Here is a 19,969-nt window from a genome sequence, read left to right as displayed (position 1 = left end):
TAGCTATTGCTGGAATTGGGACAATAACCAGGCAACAACTTGGCTTTGATTCATCTGGCGAGTGCGCTGTAGGGCTTCTCTCAGCAAGGGAATGGATAGCCCTGGCAAGACCATAGACTGATTAATTCGACGGCTTCCATTATTCTCGATGGTAAAAGCAAGGATTTGAACATTTTTGACGTCAACAATCCAGTATTCTCTAACCTGCAAATCTTCATAGAGAAGCCGCTTTTCCCCTTTGTCATCTTCAAGGGATGTATTAGCAACTTCGATAACTAAAGCAGGTGCTGGATAGCTGTCTAGGTCAATAATTGTAGTCCCCCAGGGAACAATATCTGCATTGTCCCCAATGTAATAAGAGGCATCAGGCTGAGCGTCATCAAAACCTATTTTGCGGTAGGTGCAGTTGTCTCTTCCTGTCAGGGGAATTGCTTTAAGAGCCGCAAATAGACTAATCGCAACCATAATGACCGTGTGGTCGCAGGCATGATCAGAGCCAACGGGTGCCATTTCTAGCCTCATCCTGCCATCGTGATAGTAGGCTTTGGCTTTTTCATAGGCAGGAGCTTCAATAGTTTGGAGATATTCGTCCCAGTTGGCGGCTATCCAGGTGTCAGTGAGAAGTTGGGTTTGCATTGAACTCATGATCCCTTCTCCATAAACGCCCTTCCCCATAAACAATAGCTCTCTGCGCTCTGCTGTGCTGGTAGCTTTTTTTACCTATTACCCGAGCACTTCGTCTACCAGAATTTCAACATCAGGGAAAGCTTGAATCGATAGAGTTTGGCCTCGTTGCAAGGTTTGGATGTTTTGATAACCTGTTGCGGTAGGTTCGCGATGGACTTCGATGCATTGCTCAGGAATGTTGACGAGCCAGGTTTCGGGAATGCCGCTTTCTGCGTAGAGAGGCAGCTTCACGGCTCGGTCAAGTTCCACGGTGCTGTCTGCGACTTCGATTAGCAAGAAAACATCTGAGGCTTGAGGATGCCCAGCTTCGTAGAAGTCTGGACGGGGCTGGAGCAGTGAGACGTCGGGCTGAGGCTCAGAGCTGTCGTTTAATTGAATAGGGTTTTGGGGCCAGACCAAGGCAACTCCTGGTAAGCGTCTGGTGAAAAGATCTGTTAGACGCGCAACGCAAGCTGCATGCTTTCTACCGATGGGGGACATTTCCAGAATCTCGCCTTTAATCAGCTCCACGTGGTCGTTTTCGGTGAGGATGCCAGCCTCGGCCATGTGGTGGTATTGCTCGACTGTGAATTTGCGTCTGAGTAACTGCATAGGGGTTACTGCCTCCGTTGCCTCTATTTCAGTCTCTAGTTCAGGCTTGAGATCAATTGTTCTCTAGTTTGTTGCTAATGGCCTCCGCGTTCAGCCTTGCCTACCAAACCAAAGGCTCTCTAAACCAAACAACTCAAACCAAACAACTCAAACCAAAGAACCCAAACCAAAGAACCGCTCCCCCTGTTGCACAAACAAGCTAGGAGAGCGGTTCTGGTTGACCCCTCCCAACCTCCCCTTGCCAAGGGGAGGAGCCGTAGGCTGTGGGGTTTGGGACAGCGGTTCTGTTTTGGTTTTGAGTTTGTTTTGGTTTGACTTTGCGCTGGCTCAAGACTTAACTTGAACCGGGGTTGCGGCTTTGGTGGTTTCGGTTTTGGGTTTGCGGGTGGGGCGTTTGCGTTCGCTCTTGCGGACACCGCCAGCCATGCCGTATTCGGCGCTGTTTTTGCCGTATTTGACGGCGACGCCGAGCAGCATGTGTTCTGCCAGATCGCCTAGAGATTCTTCGGCTTCTTGGAAGGCTCGGTAGGCGTCATCAACGGCGGAGAGCAGGGTGTTGTAGGTCTTTAAGCGGGTGCGGGCTTGCTCTAGGGAGGTGTTGAAGGCTGTCAGGGTGAGGGAGTTGCCTAAGTCGAGGTTGGGGTTGATGCACTCTAGAGCGGCGATGCGACGCTCTGCATTTTCCAGGACTCTAGAGCTTAATTTGGGGCGGGCCATTGGAAGGCTCCTTAGTTTAGGGACAGGCTTAGAGTGGACAAGCTGCGGGCTAGCGAGTACTGGGGAAATTGAGGAAAAATTGAACGACTTTTGCCGTAGCTGCCAAGATTCTCAGTAGATTTGCCGGGATTCGGGCCAGAGTTTATTTGCAAAGCAGAACTCTGGAAGCTGCACAGAGAACTCTGAAAGCTAAACAACGAACTCTGAAAGGCAAACAATGAACTCTGCGAGCTAAGCGGCGAACTCTGGAAGCTGAGCCATGAACTCTGCGAGTTAAACAGAGAACTCTGGAAGCTGAACGGCCTTCTCTGATCCTTGTGCAAGGGGCTCGGCTATGCTGAACTCAAGCCAAGGCAAGACCTCTAGCAAGCTGTATGGCTGATCAGGTCTTTCCCTTGCTGTGCTCTTGGATTGCGAGTTTCGTGCGGAGGCGCAGGCCGGGGCCTCGGAGGCTGGGGTGAGGGCTGCGAGGCAAGTCATGGGCTTTGAGAACGACATCTTCATCAGCTACGCCCATATTGATAACCAGCCGCTGACGCAGGGGCAGGAGGGCTGGATCTCGGATTTTCACACGGCCCTGGAGATTCGCTTAGGCCAACTGCGCGGGGAACGCCCTAGAATCTGGCGGGATCTCAAACTGCAAGGCAACGACGACTTTGGGCTGACGATTGTGGAGCAGTTTCCCAAGGTGGCGCTGCTGGTGTCAGTGCTCTCGCCTCGCTATGTGCGCTCGGAATGGTGCGTTAGGGAGCTGAAGGAGTTTTGCCGAGCGGCTGAGCAAACGGGTGGCGTGCGGGTTGCCAATAAGGTGCGCATCTTTAAGGTCATCAAGACGCCGATCCCCCAGGAGCAGCACCCGGAGGAGTTGCAGCCGTTGCTGGGCTACGAGTTTTATCAGGTCGACCAGACAGGCCGACGGCGGGAATTTAACCGCATTTTTGGGCCGGAGGCTGAGCGCAACTATTGGGCCAAGCTGGATGATCTGTCCCAGGATATCCATCAGCTTCTAGACACGCTGAGCATCGACCCCAATGGCCCTTTGCCTCAAGTCGCTGCTCCCACTGGCACCACCATCTACCTGGCTGAGACCACCTCTGACCTTAGCCCTGAACGCGACAAGATCCGGCGGGAGCTACAGCAGCGGGGCCATGTGGTGCTGCCCGACCAGCCGCTCCCCTACAGTCCGGAGTTTGAGCAGAGCGTGCGGGAGTATTTGGCGCGATGCACGCTCTCGATCCATTTGGTTGGGGGTCGTTATGGCATTGTGCCCGAGGGGGCGGAGCGCTCGGTGGTGGTGTTGCAGCATCAGTTGGCGCTGGAGCGCGACCGCAGGGACCCAGCCTTTACGCGCTTGGTCTGGATGCCACCGGATGCCCAGGTGCAAGAGCCGCGTCAGGCGGAATTTCTCCAGGCGTTGCAGGATGACTCTGAGGTGTTGCAAACCAGCCTGGAGGAGTTGAAGACGCTGATTCAGGACCGGCTGAGCCTTGGTGCGATAGCCAAGGAGCCTATGCTGAGCGAAGCAGGGCCAGCTCGGGTTTATTTGATCTGCGACCAGCGCGACCTGGAGGCGATTGAGCCTTTGGAGAGCTATCTCTGGGACCAGGGTTTTGAGGTGCTGCCGTCGCTGTTTGAGGGAGATGAGGCGGAGGTGCGGCAGTACCACCAGGACAGTTTGCGCGATTGCGATGCGGCACTGATCTACTACGGCGCGGGCAGTGAGCTGTGGTTGCGCACGAAGCTGCGGGAGTTGCAGAAGGCGGCGGGCTATGGCCGGTCGAGTGCGCTGTTGGCAAAAGCGGTTTATGTTGCTGGGTCTGAGACGCCCCAGAAGCAGCGCTTTCGCACTAATGAGGCGCTGGTGATTAAGAGCTTTGAGGCTTTCTCGGCTACAGCCCTCAAACCTTTCGAGGAGCAAGTGCTGCGGGACAAAGGAGCGTTGCGCTAATGGTTAGCACTCAGACTCGCCTCAATCCGTTTCCGGGGCTGCGGCCTTTTGAGGCGCATGAGGACCATCTGTTTTTTGGCCGGGAAGGGCAAACGGATGAGTTGTTGCGGCGGTTGCGGCGCACCCGGTTTCTGGCGGTGGTCGGCACTTCGGGCAGTGGCAAGTCTTCGCTGGTGCGGGCGGGTTTGTTGCCAGCGTTGCACAGTGGCTTTATGACGCAGGCGGGCTCAAGCTGGCGGGTGGCGTTGCTGCGTCCCGGCGATGACCCAATTGGCAATTTGGCTAGGGCGCTGAATCAGGCGGATGGGTTGGGGACCTCTCCCCTAGCCCCTCCCCTGCGAGGGGAGGGGGACCGGAGGTTGGAGGAGGTTTCGCCTTTGGCTTCTGGCTTGCGGGGGGAGGAGAGCGCTTCCCTAGGGTCTCCCCTCGTAGGGGAGGGGGACTGGAGGTTGGAGACCTCTCCCCTAGCCCCTCCCCTGCGAGGGGAGGGGGAGCGGAGTTTATTGGCTTTGTCAGTGGGGGAGTTGGAGGTACGGGCGATTTTGACGGAGACGACGCTGCGGCGGGGGGCGTTGGGGCTGGTGGAGGTGGTGCAACAGGCCCGGTTGCCGGAGGCGGAGAATCTGCTGGTGGTGGTGGATCAGTTTGAGGAGCTGTTTCGCTTCAAGCAGAGCAGTGGGCAGGCGGCGGGGGATGAGGCGGCGGCGTTTGTGAAGCTGTTGCTGGAGGCAGTGGGGCAGCGGCAGGTGCCGGTTTATGTGGTGCTGACGATGCGCTCAGATTTTCTGGGCGATTGTGCGCAGTTCCGCGACTTGCCGGAGATGCTGAACGATAGTCAGTATTTAATTCCGCGCATGACGCGGGAGCAGCGACGGGCAGCGATTACGGGGCCGGTGGCGGTGGGTGGGGCGGAGATGGCTCCGCGTTTGGTGAATCGGTTGCTGAATGATGTGGGCGATAGCCCGGACCAGTTGCCAATTCTGCAACATGCACTAATGCGGACTTGGGATTACTGGACGAACCACCGGGAACCGGGGGAGCCCATCGATCTACGCCACTATGAGGCGATTGGTGGCATGGCCGAGGCGCTATCGCGTCACGCAGATGAGATTTACAACGGCTTGCCAGATGAACGCTGCCGCAAGATTGCTGAAAAGCTGTTTAAGTGTCTGACCGAGAAAGGCCCCGATGGGCGAGGCATTCGGCGACCCACGCGATTGCGAGAAGTGTGCGCAGTAGCAGAGGCCGAGGCGGCGGAGGTCGCTGCCATTGTTGAAGACTACCGAGGTCCTAGCCGCTCATTTCTGATGCCGCCTGCGGGTGTGGTGCTGACTGAAGATACGGTGCTGGATATCTCGCATGAGAGCTTGATGCGAGTCTGGCAGCGATTGAATGAGTGGGTGGATGAAGAGGCCAGCTCGGCTCGAATCTATCGCCGCTTGGCGGATACCTCAACCATGTACCAGCAGGGAACTGCTGGACTGGGCAGAGATCCAGAATTGAGCATTGGCTTAAATTGGCGTGAGCAAAACAAACCGAATGCCGCCTGGGCGCAACGGTACAATTCTCGCTTTGAGCAGTCGATGCAGTTTTTGGATGCAAGTCTCGCAGCCCGTGATGCTGAAGCAGCGGAACAGGAGCGAAGCCAGCAGGAGGAACTTCAGCGACAACGAGAAGAAATTGAACGCCAAAAGAAAGCCCGGAAAACCATAACCTTTGCCCTAGTGGTTGCCGTTGCTGGCTTGGTGGTTGCCGTCGGCTTGGGAGTCGTGGCTTTTATTCAGTCGCGCAAAGCTCAAAACAACGAGATCAAAGCTTTGAGTACTTCCTCAGAACAGCTTTTCTCTCTGAACTCAGGCCTCGATGCTTTAATACCTGGTCTTAAGGGCGGAATCCAGTTGCAAAAGGCGGGCAGGACAGCCGATCCTTTGATTCGAGTTCAGGCTTTGGTCGCGTTATGGCAAGTGGTCTACGGGACCAGTGAGCGCAATCGCCTAGAGGGTCACAGTGATGCGGTCTGGAGCATCAGTTGGAGTCCCGATGGCAAGACCCTGGCTTCGGCTAGTCGGGACAAGAGCATCAAGCTGTGGAGTGTGGAGACGGGCCAGCCGCTCAAGACCCTCTCTGGTCACACTGCTACGGTCATTAGCGTGAGTTGGAGTCCCGATGGCAAGACCCTAGCTTCGGCTAGTAAGGACAAGAGCATCAAGCTGTGGAGTGTGGAGACGGGCCAGCCGTTTAAGACCCTCTCTGGTCACACCGATGCAGTCGGGGGCATCAGTTGGAGTCCCGATGGCAAGACCCTGGCTTCGGCTAGTGATGACAAGAGCATCAAGCTGTGGAGTGTGGAGACGGGCCAGCCGCTCAAGACCCTCTCTGGTCACAGTGCTGCGGTCTGGAGCGTGAGTTGGAGTCCTGATGGCAAGACCCTGGCTTCGGCTAGTAAGGACAAGAGCATCAAGCTGTGGAGTGTGGAGACGGGCCAGCCGCTCAAGACCCTCTCTGGTCACAGTGCTGCAGTCGGGGGCATCAGTTGGAGTCCCGATGGTAAGACTCTGGCTTCGGCTAGTGCGGACAAGAGCATCAAGCTGTGGAGTGTGGAGACGGGCCAGCCGCTCAAGACCCTCTCTGGCCACATTGCTGAGGTCTATAGCGTGAGTTGGAGTCCCGATGGCAAGACCCTGGCTTCGGCTAGCAATGACAAGAGCATCAAGCTGTGGAGTGTGGAGACAGGCCAGCCGCTCAAGACCCTCTCTGGTCACACTGATGTGGTCCCTAGCGTGAGTTGGAGTCCCGATGGCAAGACCCTGGCTTCGGCTAGTTGGGACAAGAGCATCAAGCTGTGGAGTATGGAGACGGGCCAGCCGCTCAAGACTCTCTCGGGCCACAGCTCTGAGGTCTGGAGCGTGAGTTGGAGTCCCGATGGCAAGACCCTGGCTTCGGCTAGTGCGGACAAGAGCATCAAGCTGTGGAGTGTGGAGACGGGCCAGCCGTTTAAGACCCTCTCTGGTCACACCGATGCAGTCGGGGGCGTGAGTTGGAGTCCCGATGGCAAGACCCTAGCTTCGGCTAGTGCGGACAAGAGCATCAAGCTGTGGAGTGTGGAGACGGGCCAGCTGCTCAAGACCCTCTCTGGTCACACTGATGTGGTCTATAGCGTGAGTTGGAGCCCCGATGGCAAGACCCTGGCTTCGGCTAGCAATGACAAGAGCATCAAGCTGTGGAGTGTGGAGACGGGCCAGCCGCTCAAGACCCTCTCTGGCCACATTGCTGAGGTCTATAGCGTGAGTTGGAGTCCCGATGGCAAGACCCTGGCTTCGGCTAGCAATGACAAGAGCATCAAGCTGTGGAGTGTGGAGACAGGCCAGCTGCTCAAGACCCTCTCTGGTCACACTGATGTGGTCTGGAGCATCAGTTGGAGTCCCGATGGCAAGACCCTGGCTTCGGCTAGTTGGGACAAGAGCATCAAGCTGTGGAGTGTGGAGGCGGGCCAGCTGCTCAAGACCCTCTCTGGTCACACTGATGTGGTCTGGAGCATCAGTTGGAGTCCCGATGGCAAGACCCTGGCTTCGGCTAGTTGGGACAAGAGCATCAAGCTGTGGAGTGTGGAGGCGGGCCAGCTGCTCAAGACCCTCTCTGGTCACACTGATGTGGTCTGGAGCATCAGTTGGAGTCCCGATGGCAAGACCCTGGCTTCGGCTAGTTGGGACAAGAGCATCAAGCTGTGGAGTGTGGAGACGGGCCAGCTGCTCAAGACCCTCTCTGGTCACAGTGCTGAGGTCTATAGCGTGAGTTGGAGCCCCGATGGCAAGACCCTGGCTTCGGCTAGTGCGGACAAGAGCATCATCCTCTGGAATTTTGACCTTGATGAGCTACTGACACGCGGCTGCAATTGGGTACAGGGCTATCTGAAGAACAATCCCAATGTCAGCCCAGAAGATCGTCATATGTGCGACGGCATTGGAACACGTTAATCAAAGCCATCTTGAAAAGATAGAGAAGACCCTATTTTCTCCAAATATCTTGCATCAGTTCCTATCCCTCTGATAACGTAATCGCTAACCGTTCAGATGGAGGTTTTGATTTACGAAACAGACCCCTTAAAACTGAAGCGCTACTCAAAAGCTTTAGGCAACTTCTGAGTAGCTGACCCCCAAACTGTGATCAGCACAGTCAGGAGGCTAACGGGTGATTTTAACACCCTCCTAGCCACCCCGACTTGCAATGCAAATCAACGGGGTGGCTAATCATTTGGCGGCATCCCGGTAGGGGCGAGACAACCTCGCCCCTACCCGCGGGCCGCATTGTGGTTGCCCTGAAGGGCAGGAAAACCCTGCCCCTACCCACGACCGCGAAATTGCAAACCCCTCAATTTTTAATCACCAATTCCGTAGGGGCAGGGTCTTCCTGCCCAGTGCAACATTCCCGCAAAAGAAATCACCCCTGCATCTCTTCTTTCCCTTTTACCCGCATCCCCATGCGCCAACTTTTGCACCTAATCAATCCCCGTCAATTCGAGATTTCCCTCAGCTATCTCGCCACCTATTTAGGCATTCCACCCGGCCTAATTCTGCGTTTCGAGCAATGGGCCAACGTCCTGTTTGTGCATCGCAAAGATCGCGGCGGCCAATTCATCAGTTACCGCAACCTTATTCAATGGCTCGAAGCCTGCGTCCAAGCCATCCGCCACAGCCCAAACCATCAAACCCTGCAAGAACTCGGCCAACTCCTCAAACGCGAAATCGAACGCTTCACCTACGCCGCCGACACCATTGCCTACCTGCGTCGCCTGTGGCAACAACGCAAAGCCCAACTCGACCTCGACCTCAACCTGCGCAGCTTCTACACCCCCAACCCCTAAGGCCCCAACCCAATGAACACCTCCCATCTCAACCCCTCTCAAACCCGCCTCATGCTCTGGGACTACATCAGCCGCAACCTCAACCTCTCGCCCCAATCCAAACTGCTCCTGCTCCTAATCGCCAACTACACCGACCCCCGCAGCCTCAAAGCCAGCGTCCCCATTTCCCTGCTCGTCCTGCAATGCAACCTCAAAGAACCCGAAGTCAACCGCCTGCTGCTCCCCCTCGAAGCCTGCCACTACACCGAACGTCAGCGCGTCCTCACCGATGCCGGTCGCTCCGTCATCCTCTGCCATCTGAACCCCCAACTGATCCAAATGGCCCTGCGCGCCCAGCTTTAATCGAAACTGGTAACGGAAACTGATTGTTGCCCCTCGCTCCCCGCCAACGCAGAACCCATGACCGATTGCTCACATCTCCAAACCATCCTGGCCGACTCCCCCGTGGGCAAAGTCCTACCTGCCATCGCCGCTCTGAACTTGCCGAACTGGTGGCTGGCCGGTGGAGCCGTGCGCAACACCGTCTGGAAATCCCTGTATGGAACTAATTGTGGCCTGGTGATCAAAGACTTCGATGTCGCCTTCTATGACGCCAACGGCGACCGAGAGCAAGAACTAGCTGCCAAACAAACCCTCGCCCAGCAATTTCCCGACGCAGTGTTCGATGTCAAAAACCAAGCCAGTTTCGCCGTCTGGCGTGCCGGTCGCCGCCCCTACAGCAGCACCGAAGATGGGGTTGCCGATTGGTTGCACACCGCCACTGCCGTAGGGATTCGGCTGAACTACTTGGGCCAATGGCAGTTCTTCACTCCCTACGGTCTCGATGACCTGTTCAACGGCATCATTCGCCCCAGCCCTGCCCATCTCCAAAACCCCGACGCCGAACGCAAAGCCGCCTCCTTCCTGGAAAAATGCCCTAACCTGCGTTTAGCCTCGCCCTTGAACTAAGCTCAATGAACTAAGCCCAATGAAATGAGTGCAATCAATTGAGCTAAAACTGCCTAACAACCAACTAGTTCCACCTTAAATGGTCAAATAGAACACTAAATTAATCCTTCAATACAGAACCCACCTATAAGGCTCCTCAATTAAAGGCTGCTCATAACCTAACTTTAATCAGGCTCTTAGCTCGCAGCTTTTAGCTTGTGAGCAGTCTTTATGGATAATCTAACAGACAGGAAATTCTTCCCTAGAGCGGAGGGCTAACTCCTTTGCTAGCCTGTACGCTTTATATAAGAGCATCACAGAAAATTTTAGAACTGAGGGAGAGAAGCAATTATGGATCTCAAAAAGACAGCTAAATCGCTCACAGAAAACCTGAAAGACACTGCTAGCGATCTCAAAGACAACATCGACAAAGCTGCTGACAAGCTACAAGATCACGCCGAAAACACCATTGATCAAGCTCAGCACACCACCAAAGGCGCTAAGAAAGACTTCAAAAAACAGGCCAAAAAGGTAATCGATAAGCTCTAACTCGCAAAGAGCTACTTGCGCCTGAATGCCTAGCCTAAAGCGCACAGCGCCAGCCAATCCTGAGCTTACCCCTCGTTTGGCTGGCGCTAATCTGTTGAGACTTTGTGATTGCTTCTACCTAATCAGGCAGCTACCAGAACCTAACCGCAGGCCGTACCGCAGGAGCAATGTTGCTACCGACATGGGCACCACCAAAGAAGGTATTGTTCAAAGTCAGCAGCAATTCCCCTGTGCCAAAACCCGCATTACCCCCAATGCCATCCCCCGAGCGAAACTCACTGCTGCTGCCCAAGCGAACCACATCAACAGCCTGGATGTTGCCAAACGACAGCACATCACCGCCTACGCCAGTGCGAAACTGGTTGACCCAATCCTGACCACTGCCCCTGACATAACGAACTGTATCTCGCTCCCAGTCCAGCCCCAGAAATAGCTTGTCCTGCCCGCCGCCGCCAATTAAAGTATCTTGACCCGCACCGCCGACCAGGGTGTCGTTCTCTGCAAAGCCCAGCAACCGGTCATGACCTGCACCACCGTAGAGCGCATTGCGGCCAGAGTTGCCGGTTAGAACATTGTCGTTGGCATTGCCTCGACCCGTAATATTGCCTGCACCTGTCAAGGTTAAGTTCTCAACGCCTGGTTGAAGCGTGGTAGTGATTGCCGAGCGCACTGTATCGGTGACAAGAGCCGTGGCGCGACCATTGGCAATGACCGCATTAGTCGAGTTCGATAAAAGCAAGTCGAAGCTTTCATCCGCTTCATTCCAGTTGTCATCCAAAACCAAGACATCGACAGTTTTGCTAGTCTCGCCTGGATTGAACGTTAGAGTGCCACTGCTGGCAAGGTAATCATTGTTGTTGCTGGTGCCGTCAACGGTTGCATAGTTAACTGTAATTGGCTGAAGGCTTGGGCCTGCAAGCGTGACTTTAAACTGGGCAATGCTACCACTCGCCCGTTCAACAACCGTGCTGCCCTCTAGTCTTATTGCATAGGCAGATGAATAATCAACGCTATAGCCAATGTCTTGTAATACAGCAATATCTAACGCCTTAGGCAGAGTCCGAGTGCCAGGCTCGTAAATCGGACTCATCAAGGCCTCACCCAAGCCGTTAATCGTGAATCCCTCGCGAATATGGCTCAAGTCAGAATCTAGGGGAATCGGATTATTCTGATTCAAGGCCCTGACAGCTGAACCGTAAAAATAGCCGCCCTGAGTCAAATTCGCAAAAGCATTGGCCGAAGATGAAAAGCCTAAAATATGGCCTAACTCATGTACTGCTACCGAGAGAAAATCAGTGCTGTTTGCTGGAATATCACTCGCCGTATCGGGGGTGAGGTCAAAGAACCAGCGCTCGGTTGAATCAAAGGTGATTTGGCCGGTCCAGGGCTCAAAGTCCGCGCCCAGCCGTCGCCTATCCAGCTCAGTTCCTTCCACCGCCAAAAACGAAGAGCCGCCTAGGGCTAAAGTGCCGTTGGGTCCACCAAAATTTTGAGCGCCAACAAACACGACCAGATCATCAATTTCAGCATCCGAAGTCAGGTACTGTGTCTGACCCGTTTGAGGGTTTTGCACAAAGAGCTGGGTGCCAACTGGGATGTTGGTGAACTCATCGCGAATGATGTTTTGCCAAACGCTTGCTGCCGCCTCTAGGGTTGCCCGGCGCTCAGCTGTGAACCAGTTATTGGTATCAAAGCGGTAGTCGAACTGAAGGTCGAAGCGATCAGCGCTCATCAGAATTTCGGCAGGCTGAGAGGATAGGTTCCTACGTATAGGAACGTGTCAGTTATAACTCAGCCTTCAAAAAGCTGCCCGTAAGAGCACTGGCTTTAAGCTATTCTGCTCAACGCCGCAGCTTCGCCAATAGCCGACCTGTGAACATATCTACTTCCGGCAAGCGGAGCGGTAGTATGCACAGCGCGAACACTGCGATACCTAGACCCCCTGCCAGGGCCAGCTCCAACAGTTGCAATCCCAAGCCTTCGGTGCCCCACAGCCGTTGCGTGCCCTGCAAAACTCCCCAACCCACTAGACCTGTCAGTCCTGAACCCACCAAAAGCCCAACCAACGGCCAACCCAAGCCTTGCCAGGCCAAACCATTCAGCCGCTTACCCAGCACCCGCAGCATAATCGCCATCGAGATCAGATTGACGGTTGCCGTTGCCAGTGCCAAACCCGCTGCCCCTGAGGTCTTGGTGAACAGAGCGCAGAAGGCAATATTGAGGCCAACCCCTAGCAAGCTGACCTTAAAGGGCATCTCGCCATCGCCCAAGGCGTAAAACACCCGCACCAGGACATCTCGGCCCAAGTAAACGAACATACCCACGGCGTAGGCCACCAGTACCGAAGACACCAGCTGCGATGCGTTCAAATCGAAGGCATCGCGCTCATAGATCACGCGCACTGCTGGTAAGGCCAGCACACTCATCAAGGCTCCTAACGGCATCATAGTCAGGGCTGTGAGCACAAGGCTTTGACGAATGCGCTCCTTGAGTTCTACCCAATCGCCTGCCGCCACTGCTTTGGCAAAAATCGGCAGATAGGGCACCAGAATCACATTGGAGAGAATGCCCAGCGGCGTCAGCACTAGCAGTTGCGCATAACCCAGGGCGGCAGCAGCTCCCACTGGTAGTTGCGAGGCAAACAGCAGACTGGTGTAGACATTGATTAGCAGCATGCCAGACGAGAGCGTTGCTGGTCCCATCAGTTTGCTGATTTCGCCCATGCCAGGGCGCTTGAACTCGAAGCGCAGGCGCAACGTACCCATGCCCGCTTTCCACTGCGGCGGAATCTGCACCAGCCATTGCAAGACTGCGCCGAACAAGGTGCCCCAGGCTAGAACTGCCGGACCAAAGCGCTCGGCAAACAGCAACACTGCCACGACCACAGCACCACTGGAAAACATCGGACTGACCGAGGGCAACCAATAGAGGTCAGCAGCATTGAGGGTGCCAAAGCCAATGCCGATCAGGCCCGAGAAAACAGCTAGTGGGGCCATGATCCGGAACTGCTCGACCGCAATGGTTCTGACCTCGGGCGGGGCGCCGGGGGCGATCAGTTGGATCAGGGGTTCGGCAAAGAGCATCAAGCCCACGGTCACCAACAGTAGAACGCCGCCGACTAGTGTGGTGATCGTCTCGACCAGTGGCGCTGCTTCTTCTTTGGGGCGTTTGGCCAGGACGCTAATAATCGAACTGTGGAAAGGGCCGTTGATGCCCCCCAACAAAATGAACAGAAAGCCGGGGATGACATAGGCATAGGTGTAGGCATCCACCGCTGGCCCCACGCCGAACTCAGCGGCAATCACCTGCTGCCGCACAAGCCCTGCCAGCTTGCTAATTAAGGTTGCAACAGCAACAATCCCGGCAATGCCCGCCAGGGAACGGGCGGGTTTGGAAACATCGGACATGGGTAGGCTCGGACGGTCTGAGTAAGCTCATTTATTGAAGCTTGAAACCAGCCCTGTCGCCAGCCTCAAAACTTGTGAACTTCCCGCTCGGTTCCTTGCAGTTAGACAGCAAGGAACAAGCAAGGTTGCTCGTTATAATTTCGGCTTCAACTAGGACTATAGCTTTTTAATTTAGCTTTACCAGGTGATTGCCCTTCTCTTTCGAAGTTACTGGTCCAGTTATTATTATTAATAGTCAGGCTAATATTGCCCTTGTCAGAGCTATAAAATCAAAGCCATACGATTGCAATGCGCAACATCAACCTCGATGAACAAACCGAGCAGCAGCTAGCTGACTTAGTAGCTTATGCTCAAACGGATGAGAGCAGCCTGCTACAGAGTCTCATTCAAGAACGCTGGCTAGCGATGCAGCCGGGCAGAAGTGTGATTGAGCGGTTAGGGGGCTTGCCGCGTCACCGCCTGGAAGGACCACCAAACCTGTCTGATCCAGACGTTAGCCTAGCGCATCTTGATGCGCATATCCAGTCTCAGAACCCGCAGTGACCTACCACCCGATCATTTTCATTGATTTCTACCTTGAGGTAGTTGCTGGGAGGGGGGTAAAGCAGTACTAAACTGTAATATCTCCATATTTGGCTCAACCTTGAGCAGAAACCTGGGTTTTAGAACAAGTTTTGAATTGAAAGGGAAGTGTTCGGCAGCTTGAAGGAGCTAGCACTGCTTAGCCGGGTTTAGAAGGTATTTCCAGCCTTATCTGCAAGATTAAGACCGGAAACGCCTAGGAAAGCCTGGAAAATACTTTCAGGCAGTCTGCGGTAGTGATGGGTAACGAGCGGTAAGGGCAAGAGCTGATTGAAAAGCCGGAATTGCCTGGGATATGATGAATTGATTTTTTAAGTTGATGAGAAGTCTTAAGCTTGGTTAGGTCTGAAAGGATGTAGAGATGGCAAGGATTCAGGTTGATCAAGATGTATTTAGGCGATTGAAACAAGCTTATTCAGAAAAGTATCACAGCTCTTATAAGCAATTAATTGCCAAACTCAATAGCCTCTATCAGCACGAACTTGACGATCCGAAAGATAACTTAATTTCAGAACGGACCATTCGTAATTTCTTTGGCTCTGATACCCAAAAAGTTTCCTTAGAGAAAAATCTCAACTATCTCTGCTCGGTCCTATTAGATTGTAAAAGCTATCAGGAAGCTCTACGGCAATCAGCTGAGCAAATACTCACAGAACCCTCAGGCCAAGCTGGACTAGAGCAAGCTAAGGCGAACGAAGCTTTAGAAGCTGATGATTGGCTAGAGCGCTACCAGCAATATCTCAGGCGCAAGTGCGGCAGCATGAAGGTGCTGAGCATGACTGAGCCGGTGAATCTGGATAACATCCGGACGCAGGTGAATGTCTTTAAAAGTATTCGCGGGCGCAAACCTCGGACGATTAAAGAGTTTTTAGCAGCCCTAGAAAGTGGCAAAGATCAAAGCCTGAATCGACTTACCTACATGGGTGATGAAGAGCGAGTCGATGCTCTAGAAGCCGTCAAGCACCATTGCAAACTGATGATCTGGGGTAAGCCGGGTGCAGGCAAAACCACGCTGCTGAAACATTTGGCGTTGCACTTTCCCATTGAACATTGTCATCACTGTCCGATGGGTGAGCTGAAAGAGCCTCCCATTCCTATCTTTATCCAGCTCAAGACCTTTGCCGAAGACAAGCGTCGCTTGAGCCTTTTGGAGGCAATTACTCAGGAGTTTGAACCCTTTATTGATGACCCTGAAACAGTCGTTGAGAATCTGCTGAAACAGGGCAAATGCGTCGTTCTGCTAGATGCCTTAGATGAAGTGGTTGATGCGGAATCGGAGCGAGTCTATCGAGCCATTGATGAGTTCACGCAACGCTACGCCCACAATCATTTCGCGATTAGCTGTCGGGTAGGCGCTTCCGAATATGTCTTCCCCGACTTCACTGATGTTGAGGTTGCGGACTTCGATCAAGATCAAATCGAAGAATTCGTGCGCAACTGGTTCCGCGTGCGCATGGAGCCGGACACAGGCGAAAGATTCTTGGAGGTTTTGCTAGACAATCCCTCGGTTCGGGAGCTGGCAACTAGCCCGTTGCTGTTGACCATGTTGTGCTGGACCTTTGAGGACAAGTTTGACTTCCCCAAGAATCGCTACTCGCTCTACGACGACGCCGTAGACACACTGCTGCGCAAGTGGGACGCCAGCCGTCGCATGAAGCGGACACAGCTTTATACCGACAAACTATCGCGTCAGCGCAAGATCAATTTGCTGTCGGATATTGCTTATCACGCCTTTGACCAGAAGCCCCAGAAGTACTTTTGGCAAAAATGGGAGCTTTGGGATCTCATTCGTCGCTTTATTGAGAATATTCCTGGCGTTGAGACCGAGACTATTGCTCAGGAAAGCCAGGCAATTTTGACGGCGATTGAAGCTCAAGATGGGCTTTTGGTTGAACAGGCCAAAGGCATTTACTCGTTTTCTCACCTCACGTTTCAGGAATATTTTACGGTTCAGTACATTCTGGAGAGCCGCAATTCCAGCATTGTCAGTCAGGTGATTCGGCAGCATGTAACTGACCGTCAGTGGCGGGAAGTTTTCAAAATGACGGTGGAGCGACTGGCCGATAGCAACGAGTTTTTGCGTTTGATGTTCTGTCAGATCAATGACCTCGTGGATAATGAACCGCTTCAGCAAATGCTGAGTTGGTTGGATCGAGTGACTACCGCTTCTAATGTGGCATCGAGTTCCTGGCGGGCTGCTTATTTAGCGCTCGATTTGGACATCGATCTCTACATTAATAATCGAGCCAAAATCGACCACAGCCTGGCCTACAAACTTTCGGCTGAGCTAAGAGGGCTGAACCTCGAACGCAAAAAGATCATGCCCCGGCAACCGAAATGCAAACTCGAACTAGATTTGGGGGTTGTGCTGACTTTAGCCTGCGCCTGTGCCCAGGTTTCTGAGCCCACCAACCTTGAAGAAGAGCATGACTATGCGCTATTGAGTGATGTGCTTCAGGGTGACCTGGAAATCGTGCCTAGATTAGAAGGGGCCATCGCTGATGCAGAAGACTTGGGCTACACCGAACTGGTTGAAGAGTTGGTCACCCTGAGGAATTACAAACCACGGGCTGATGTACCGGGTTTGGGCTGGCGAGTGTGGGCGCATGGGCTGCGGGAAGCGATGACTCAATACCTGGATGTTGGCTACGATGTGAAATTCTCAGAAGAAGATGCAACGGCTCTAGAGGATTATCTCTACGTCAGCCACCTGCTGCTGGAGTGCTTGCAGGGCGATAGCTATTCTTCTAAGGATTTGCGCGAACGGCTGATTGACAGTCTGCTCCTGCCCAGGGACCGGATTGCCCCCGACTTGCTGCTGCCGCCTTCGCTAGTCCGAGACCGATACGAGGCTGCTTAATGACGGTTGCAACCTGAGTTGAAGCGCACCTGGTGTGTTTTGTCGTCGGCAAAGGCAATCTCCTGAGCCTTTGCCGATGCTTGCTGGTCATTGCCGATGCTTGCCGTAAGCGTTATACTTCCTGTGCAGTATCGCACCTACGGTTAAGGAGCAGCTTACGTGAGCAATCAGGAGCAGGGCAAGGAAGCCAAAAAGGTGTGCAAGCATGTTCCCGGTGCACTTTGGCAGTCAGGCTGTTGTACTGAGAGTGCTGCCTCGGCTGAAACCATGCCGACCGATATTGCTCCTAGTAAGGATGATCAGGCCGCTCCAATGCCTGAGGTGGCTGTCAAGCTCTGAGTTGTACTTTGGGTCAGTAGCAGCAATCTGAATTGGCGGGCTGCGTTGTGCAGTCAGCCTGCCCGTTGGCCCGCTGACCTGGAAGGAGTTGAAGGCAAGTTATTGTCTTCAGCTTCGCTGTAGGCTTCTAGGCACTTAAACATTTACATCAAGGCTCTAGCCCCGTCAGTCTCTCCAACTCGGAGGGACTGACGGGGCTTTTGCTTCTTTGGGCGGCAACCAGCTGCAGGGGGGCGCTCCTCTGCCAGCTATCTATCAATGGTGGTTGAGTCAGCCATCATGGAGCTAGGCAGCTCAGACTAGGGCAGTTCATGAGCGAACAGAGTTTCGGCTGTCATTCGCCTTAGAACCCGTGGCACTGCTTATTCGTCTGAGTGCATTAGGTGCGATTGTGAGGGCACTGCCTGCATGTCTTCCCAGTTCATTGCTTGGTTCCGGCTGCGGTTTCGGCATCCAGATTGGCTGCCGACCTTCAGGCTGGTTGTACTTGGCTTGACGGGGGGGTTTGCGGTTTGGGGGCTATGGCAGGGGTGGGGTGTCCTAACGTGGTTGGCGTTGCTGCTCTGGACAGCGTGGGTTTTATTGCCCCTGTCTTTAGCGCTGCTGGTTTCAGGGCTGGTTGTCTTGGGGCTGAGCTGGGGATTGGGTTGGTGGCAAGGACTGGGAGGCGAGGTTTTACTAAGTCGCCAGGGGCAAGAGCTACTACTAGCGGGGTTGGCCGTGGTGGGTGCTAGCAGTTTGCTGCGCCGGTTCTTGCAGGTTGTGGAGTGGCGGCTGGCGGCTCAAGCGGTGCTGACTACTCTGGCAGAACTTGGGTCGGAGGCTGCGCCGGATACGGCTTTGCACCAGGCCCTGACTATGCTGCGCGATTTTGCGCGGGCGGATGGGGCGATTGCCTTGCGTCAACTGGATGAAGTGACGGCAGAGGCTTTGGTTTGCCTGCCCGCGACGGTCTTGCCGTGCCAGTTGACGACACCGGCTCTGTTTGCTGAGGCCCTGGCTCGCAATCAATGTCTCTACTACAGGGATTACGCTTCGATGCCCAATGCCTCCCGTCTTTTGTTGGCGCAGGGGACACAGTCGTTGGCTGTGTTGCCGCTGGCTTCGGATGGCTTGCGTGGTGCAATCTTGCTGCTGTGGCATCGCCGGACCGGAGTTTCCTCGACGCTACGGGGCTTTATTGAGTCGCTGCTCAGTGAGTTACGGTCGCTGCTGCGGCTATACGATACTGGTTTGCAATTGGGCCAGACGCAGACTCGCTTCAGCGCCATTTTGGAGACGATGCCGCAAGGCGTGGTGTTTGTCGATGAAAGTGGGGAGCCGGGTTGGCTAAATCAAGCAGCAGCGATGCTGTTGAACTTGTCGCCGGGTGCGGTGGAGCCGCCGGTATTGGCTGGAGCGATGGCGACATTGCGCAGGCAGGCGGACAATGATCAGGAACTGGCGGCCCAGGCTGAACAGTTCTTTGCTCAACCGCAGGGCGAAATTCGCAACTGGGATTGGATCTTTAGTCAACCACAAGCGAGGGTGCTGAGAATTGCCATTACGCCGACGCAGCTGCGGGGTGTGCCGGGTCGGCTGTGGATGTTGGATGACATTACAGAGCAGTATTTTGGCAGGCAGGCTTTGCTTGAGCACACTCAGAAATTATCCCAGGCCAATCAAGAATTGGAGAAGCTCAATCAGCTCAAGGATGATTTTTTGAGCACGGTTTCGCATGAGTTGCGAGCGCCGATGACCAATATGAAGGTGGCGATTCAGATGCTCAAGCTAGCACCGACGCCAGAACGGCAGGAGCGCTATTTAGAGATTTTGCAAGCGGAATGTAAGCGGGAAGTTGAGTTGATCAATGACCTTTTGGATTTGCAACGACTGGAGATTGGTAACCATGCAGCTCTGGTCCTGGAGCTGATCAATCTGCAAGAGTGGTTGCCTGAGTTGCTGGGGGGGTTTCAATCGCGGTTGCAAGAAGGTCAGCAGGTTTTGCGGTTGGATCTTCCGGCTGAGCTGCCTCAGTTGCTGGCAAATCGAGCTGGGCTGGAGCGAGTTTTGACGGAGCTATTGAACAATGCCTGCAAATACACGCCAGTTGCGGGTGAGATTCAACTGAGTGTTCAGGTGGCATCGGTTTTAGCAGAGGATTCGGAGGAGCCAGTCTCGATGATGCTGTTTAAGGTTCGCAATGCCGCTGAAATTCCAATTGCGGAGCTGCCGTTTATCTTTGATAAGTTTTATCGGGCGGCTGCTAATGATACCCGAGGCAAGGGCGGCACTGGTTTAGGTTTGGCGTTGGTGCAGAAGTTGCTTGAGGAATTGCAGGGCAGGATTTGGGTTGAGAGTGGCAGCGGTTGGACGACGTTTACGGTGGAGTTGCCGACCTGGTGGAAGCCTGAGTAATCGTTAAGTGGAGAGGTGTATTTAGGGAGGCTTTGAAGCTTTATCCTGGTGTTGGTTCTTCCAGCCCCCCTTCACGATTCAAGCTCTAACTGAAGCTCGCTGAT

Annotated in this window: 15 protein-coding genes; 10 read left to right on the top strand and 5 right to left on the bottom strand. The window is 54.2% G+C overall.

The window, feature by feature from the left end; translation table 11 throughout:
* Positions 1-3 precede the first annotated feature (3 nt).
* From H6F94_RS26970 to H6F94_RS26960, 3 genes are all read right to left on the bottom strand, one after another.
* A complete protein-coding gene (locus tag H6F94_RS26970; protein ID WP_190805357.1) occupies positions 4-645 on the bottom strand; it encodes a Uma2 family endonuclease in 642 nt (213 codons plus the stop codon).
* A 78-nt stretch (positions 646-723) separates the two neighbouring features.
* Positions 724-1,278 (bottom strand): Uma2 family endonuclease, encoded by a 555-nt coding sequence (locus tag H6F94_RS26965; RefSeq protein WP_190805356.1) that lies wholly within the window; start codon positions 1,276-1,278, stop codon positions 724-726.
* A gap of 327 nt (positions 1,279-1,605) precedes the next feature.
* Positions 1,606-1,995 (bottom strand): hypothetical protein, encoded by a 390-nt coding sequence (locus H6F94_RS26960; RefSeq protein WP_190805355.1) that lies wholly within the window; start codon positions 1,993-1,995, stop codon positions 1,606-1,608.
* A gap of 406 nt (positions 1,996-2,401) precedes the next feature.
* Between H6F94_RS26960 and H6F94_RS26955 the strand changes: the two genes are divergently transcribed.
* The 6 genes from H6F94_RS26955 (at position 2,402) to H6F94_RS26930 (ending at position 10,280) form a co-directional block, all read left to right on the top strand.
* The gene (locus tag H6F94_RS26955) at positions 2,402-3,943 is read left to right on the top strand and encodes a TIR domain-containing protein (protein WP_190805354.1); all 1,542 of its coding nucleotides are present in this window, start codon (positions 2,402-2,404) and stop codon (positions 3,941-3,943) included.
* On the top strand, positions 3,943-7,917 hold the full coding sequence (locus H6F94_RS26950) for a WD40 repeat domain-containing protein (protein ID WP_190805353.1): 3,975 nt from the start codon (positions 3,943-3,945) through the stop codon (positions 7,915-7,917). The genes H6F94_RS26955 and H6F94_RS26950 overlap by 1 nt, the downstream gene beginning before the upstream one ends.
* A 503-nt stretch (positions 7,918-8,420) precedes the next feature.
* A complete protein-coding gene (locus H6F94_RS26945) occupies positions 8,421-8,804 on the top strand; it encodes a hypothetical protein (protein ID WP_190805352.1) in 384 nt (127 codons plus the stop codon).
* A 12-nt stretch (positions 8,805-8,816) separates the two neighbouring features.
* Positions 8,817-9,146 carry a hypothetical protein gene (locus H6F94_RS26940; RefSeq protein WP_190805351.1) on the top strand — a complete coding sequence of 110 codons (330 nt, stop codon included), beginning with the start codon at positions 8,817-8,819 and terminating at the stop codon, positions 9,144-9,146.
* Between the two features lie 57 nt (positions 9,147-9,203).
* Positions 9,204-9,752: a nucleotidyltransferase family protein gene (locus H6F94_RS26935; protein WP_190805350.1), complete on the top strand. Its 549-nt coding sequence runs from the start codon at positions 9,204-9,206 to the stop codon at positions 9,750-9,752.
* 330 nt (positions 9,753-10,082) lie between these two features.
* The gene (locus H6F94_RS26930) at positions 10,083-10,280 is read left to right on the top strand and encodes a hypothetical protein (protein WP_190805349.1); all 198 of its coding nucleotides are present in this window, start codon (positions 10,083-10,085) and stop codon (positions 10,278-10,280) included.
* A gap of 130 nt (positions 10,281-10,410) precedes the next feature.
* On the opposite strand, the gene H6F94_RS33135 is transcribed toward H6F94_RS26930, so the two are convergent.
* Together H6F94_RS33135 and murJ are read right to left on the bottom strand one after the other, a co-directional pair.
* Positions 10,411-12,012, bottom strand: a complete 1,602-nt coding sequence (locus tag H6F94_RS33135; RefSeq protein ID WP_190805348.1) for a Calx-beta domain-containing protein — start codon at positions 12,010-12,012, stop codon at positions 10,411-10,413.
* 109 nt (positions 12,013-12,121) lie between these two features.
* Positions 12,122-13,687, bottom strand: a complete 1,566-nt coding sequence (gene murJ, locus H6F94_RS26920) for a murein biosynthesis integral membrane protein MurJ (protein WP_190805347.1) — start codon at positions 13,685-13,687, stop codon at positions 12,122-12,124.
* A gap of 288 nt (positions 13,688-13,975) precedes the next feature.
* On the opposite strand from murJ, the gene H6F94_RS26915 reads away from it, so the two are divergent.
* From H6F94_RS26915 to H6F94_RS26900, 4 genes are all read left to right on the top strand, one after another.
* Positions 13,976-14,230 (top strand): hypothetical protein, encoded by a 255-nt coding sequence (locus H6F94_RS26915; RefSeq protein ID WP_190805346.1) that lies wholly within the window; start codon positions 13,976-13,978, stop codon positions 14,228-14,230.
* Positions 14,231-14,630: 400 nt separating this feature from the next.
* Positions 14,631-17,129 (top strand): NACHT domain-containing protein, encoded by a 2,499-nt coding sequence (locus H6F94_RS26910; protein WP_190805345.1) that lies wholly within the window; start codon positions 14,631-14,633, stop codon positions 17,127-17,129.
* A 159-nt stretch (positions 17,130-17,288) separates the two neighbouring features.
* Positions 17,289-17,468: a hypothetical protein gene (locus tag H6F94_RS26905; protein WP_190805344.1), complete on the top strand. Its 180-nt coding sequence runs from the start codon at positions 17,289-17,291 to the stop codon at positions 17,466-17,468.
* 408 nt (positions 17,469-17,876) lie between these two features.
* Entirely contained in the window at positions 17,877-19,865 is a 1,989-nt protein-coding gene (locus H6F94_RS26900) for a sensor histidine kinase (RefSeq protein WP_190805343.1), read from the top strand.
* The last annotated feature ends 104 nt before the right edge of the window (positions 19,866-19,969 follow it).

The sequence above is a fragment of the Leptolyngbya sp. FACHB-261 genome (assembly GCF_014696065.1).
In the GTDB taxonomy this organism is placed as follows: domain Bacteria; phylum Cyanobacteriota; class Cyanobacteriia; order FACHB-261; family FACHB-261; genus FACHB-261.
Note: the sequence above shows the minus strand (reverse complement) of the source record. Positions and strands in the feature narration are given on the sequence as shown.

Excerpts from the sequence above, each read along its gene's own strand:
- H6F94_RS26900 (WP_190805343.1), top strand. The coding sequence starts at position 17,877 with ATGTCTTCCCAGTTCATTGCTTGGTTCCGGCTGCGGTTTCGGCATCCA.
- murJ (WP_190805347.1), bottom strand. The coding sequence starts at position 13,687 with ATGTCCGATGTTTCCAAACCCGCCCGTTCCCTGGCGGGCATTGCCGGG.
- H6F94_RS26910 (WP_190805345.1), top strand. The coding sequence starts at position 14,631 with ATGGCAAGGATTCAGGTTGATCAAGATGTATTTAGGCGATTGAAACAA.
- H6F94_RS33135 (WP_190805348.1), bottom strand. The coding sequence starts at position 12,012 with ATGAGCGCTGATCGCTTCGACCTTCAGTTCGACTACCGCTTTGATACC.
- H6F94_RS26970 (WP_190805357.1), bottom strand. The coding sequence starts at position 645 with ATGAGTTCAATGCAAACCCAACTTCTCACTGACACCTGGATAGCCGCC.
- H6F94_RS26935 (WP_190805350.1), top strand. The coding sequence starts at position 9,204 with ATGACCGATTGCTCACATCTCCAAACCATCCTGGCCGACTCCCCCGTG.
- H6F94_RS26945 (WP_190805352.1), top strand. The coding sequence starts at position 8,421 with ATGCGCCAACTTTTGCACCTAATCAATCCCCGTCAATTCGAGATTTCC.
- H6F94_RS26965 (WP_190805356.1), bottom strand. The coding sequence starts at position 1,278 with ATGCAGTTACTCAGACGCAAATTCACAGTCGAGCAATACCACCACATG.
- H6F94_RS26930 (WP_190805349.1), top strand. The coding sequence starts at position 10,083 with ATGGATCTCAAAAAGACAGCTAAATCGCTCACAGAAAACCTGAAAGAC.
- H6F94_RS26950 (WP_190805353.1), top strand. The coding sequence starts at position 3,943 with ATGGTTAGCACTCAGACTCGCCTCAATCCGTTTCCGGGGCTGCGGCCT.
- H6F94_RS26960 (WP_190805355.1), bottom strand. The coding sequence starts at position 1,995 with ATGGCCCGCCCCAAATTAAGCTCTAGAGTCCTGGAAAATGCAGAGCGT.
- H6F94_RS26915 (WP_190805346.1), top strand. The coding sequence starts at position 13,976 with ATGCGCAACATCAACCTCGATGAACAAACCGAGCAGCAGCTAGCTGAC.
- H6F94_RS26940 (WP_190805351.1), top strand. The coding sequence starts at position 8,817 with ATGAACACCTCCCATCTCAACCCCTCTCAAACCCGCCTCATGCTCTGG.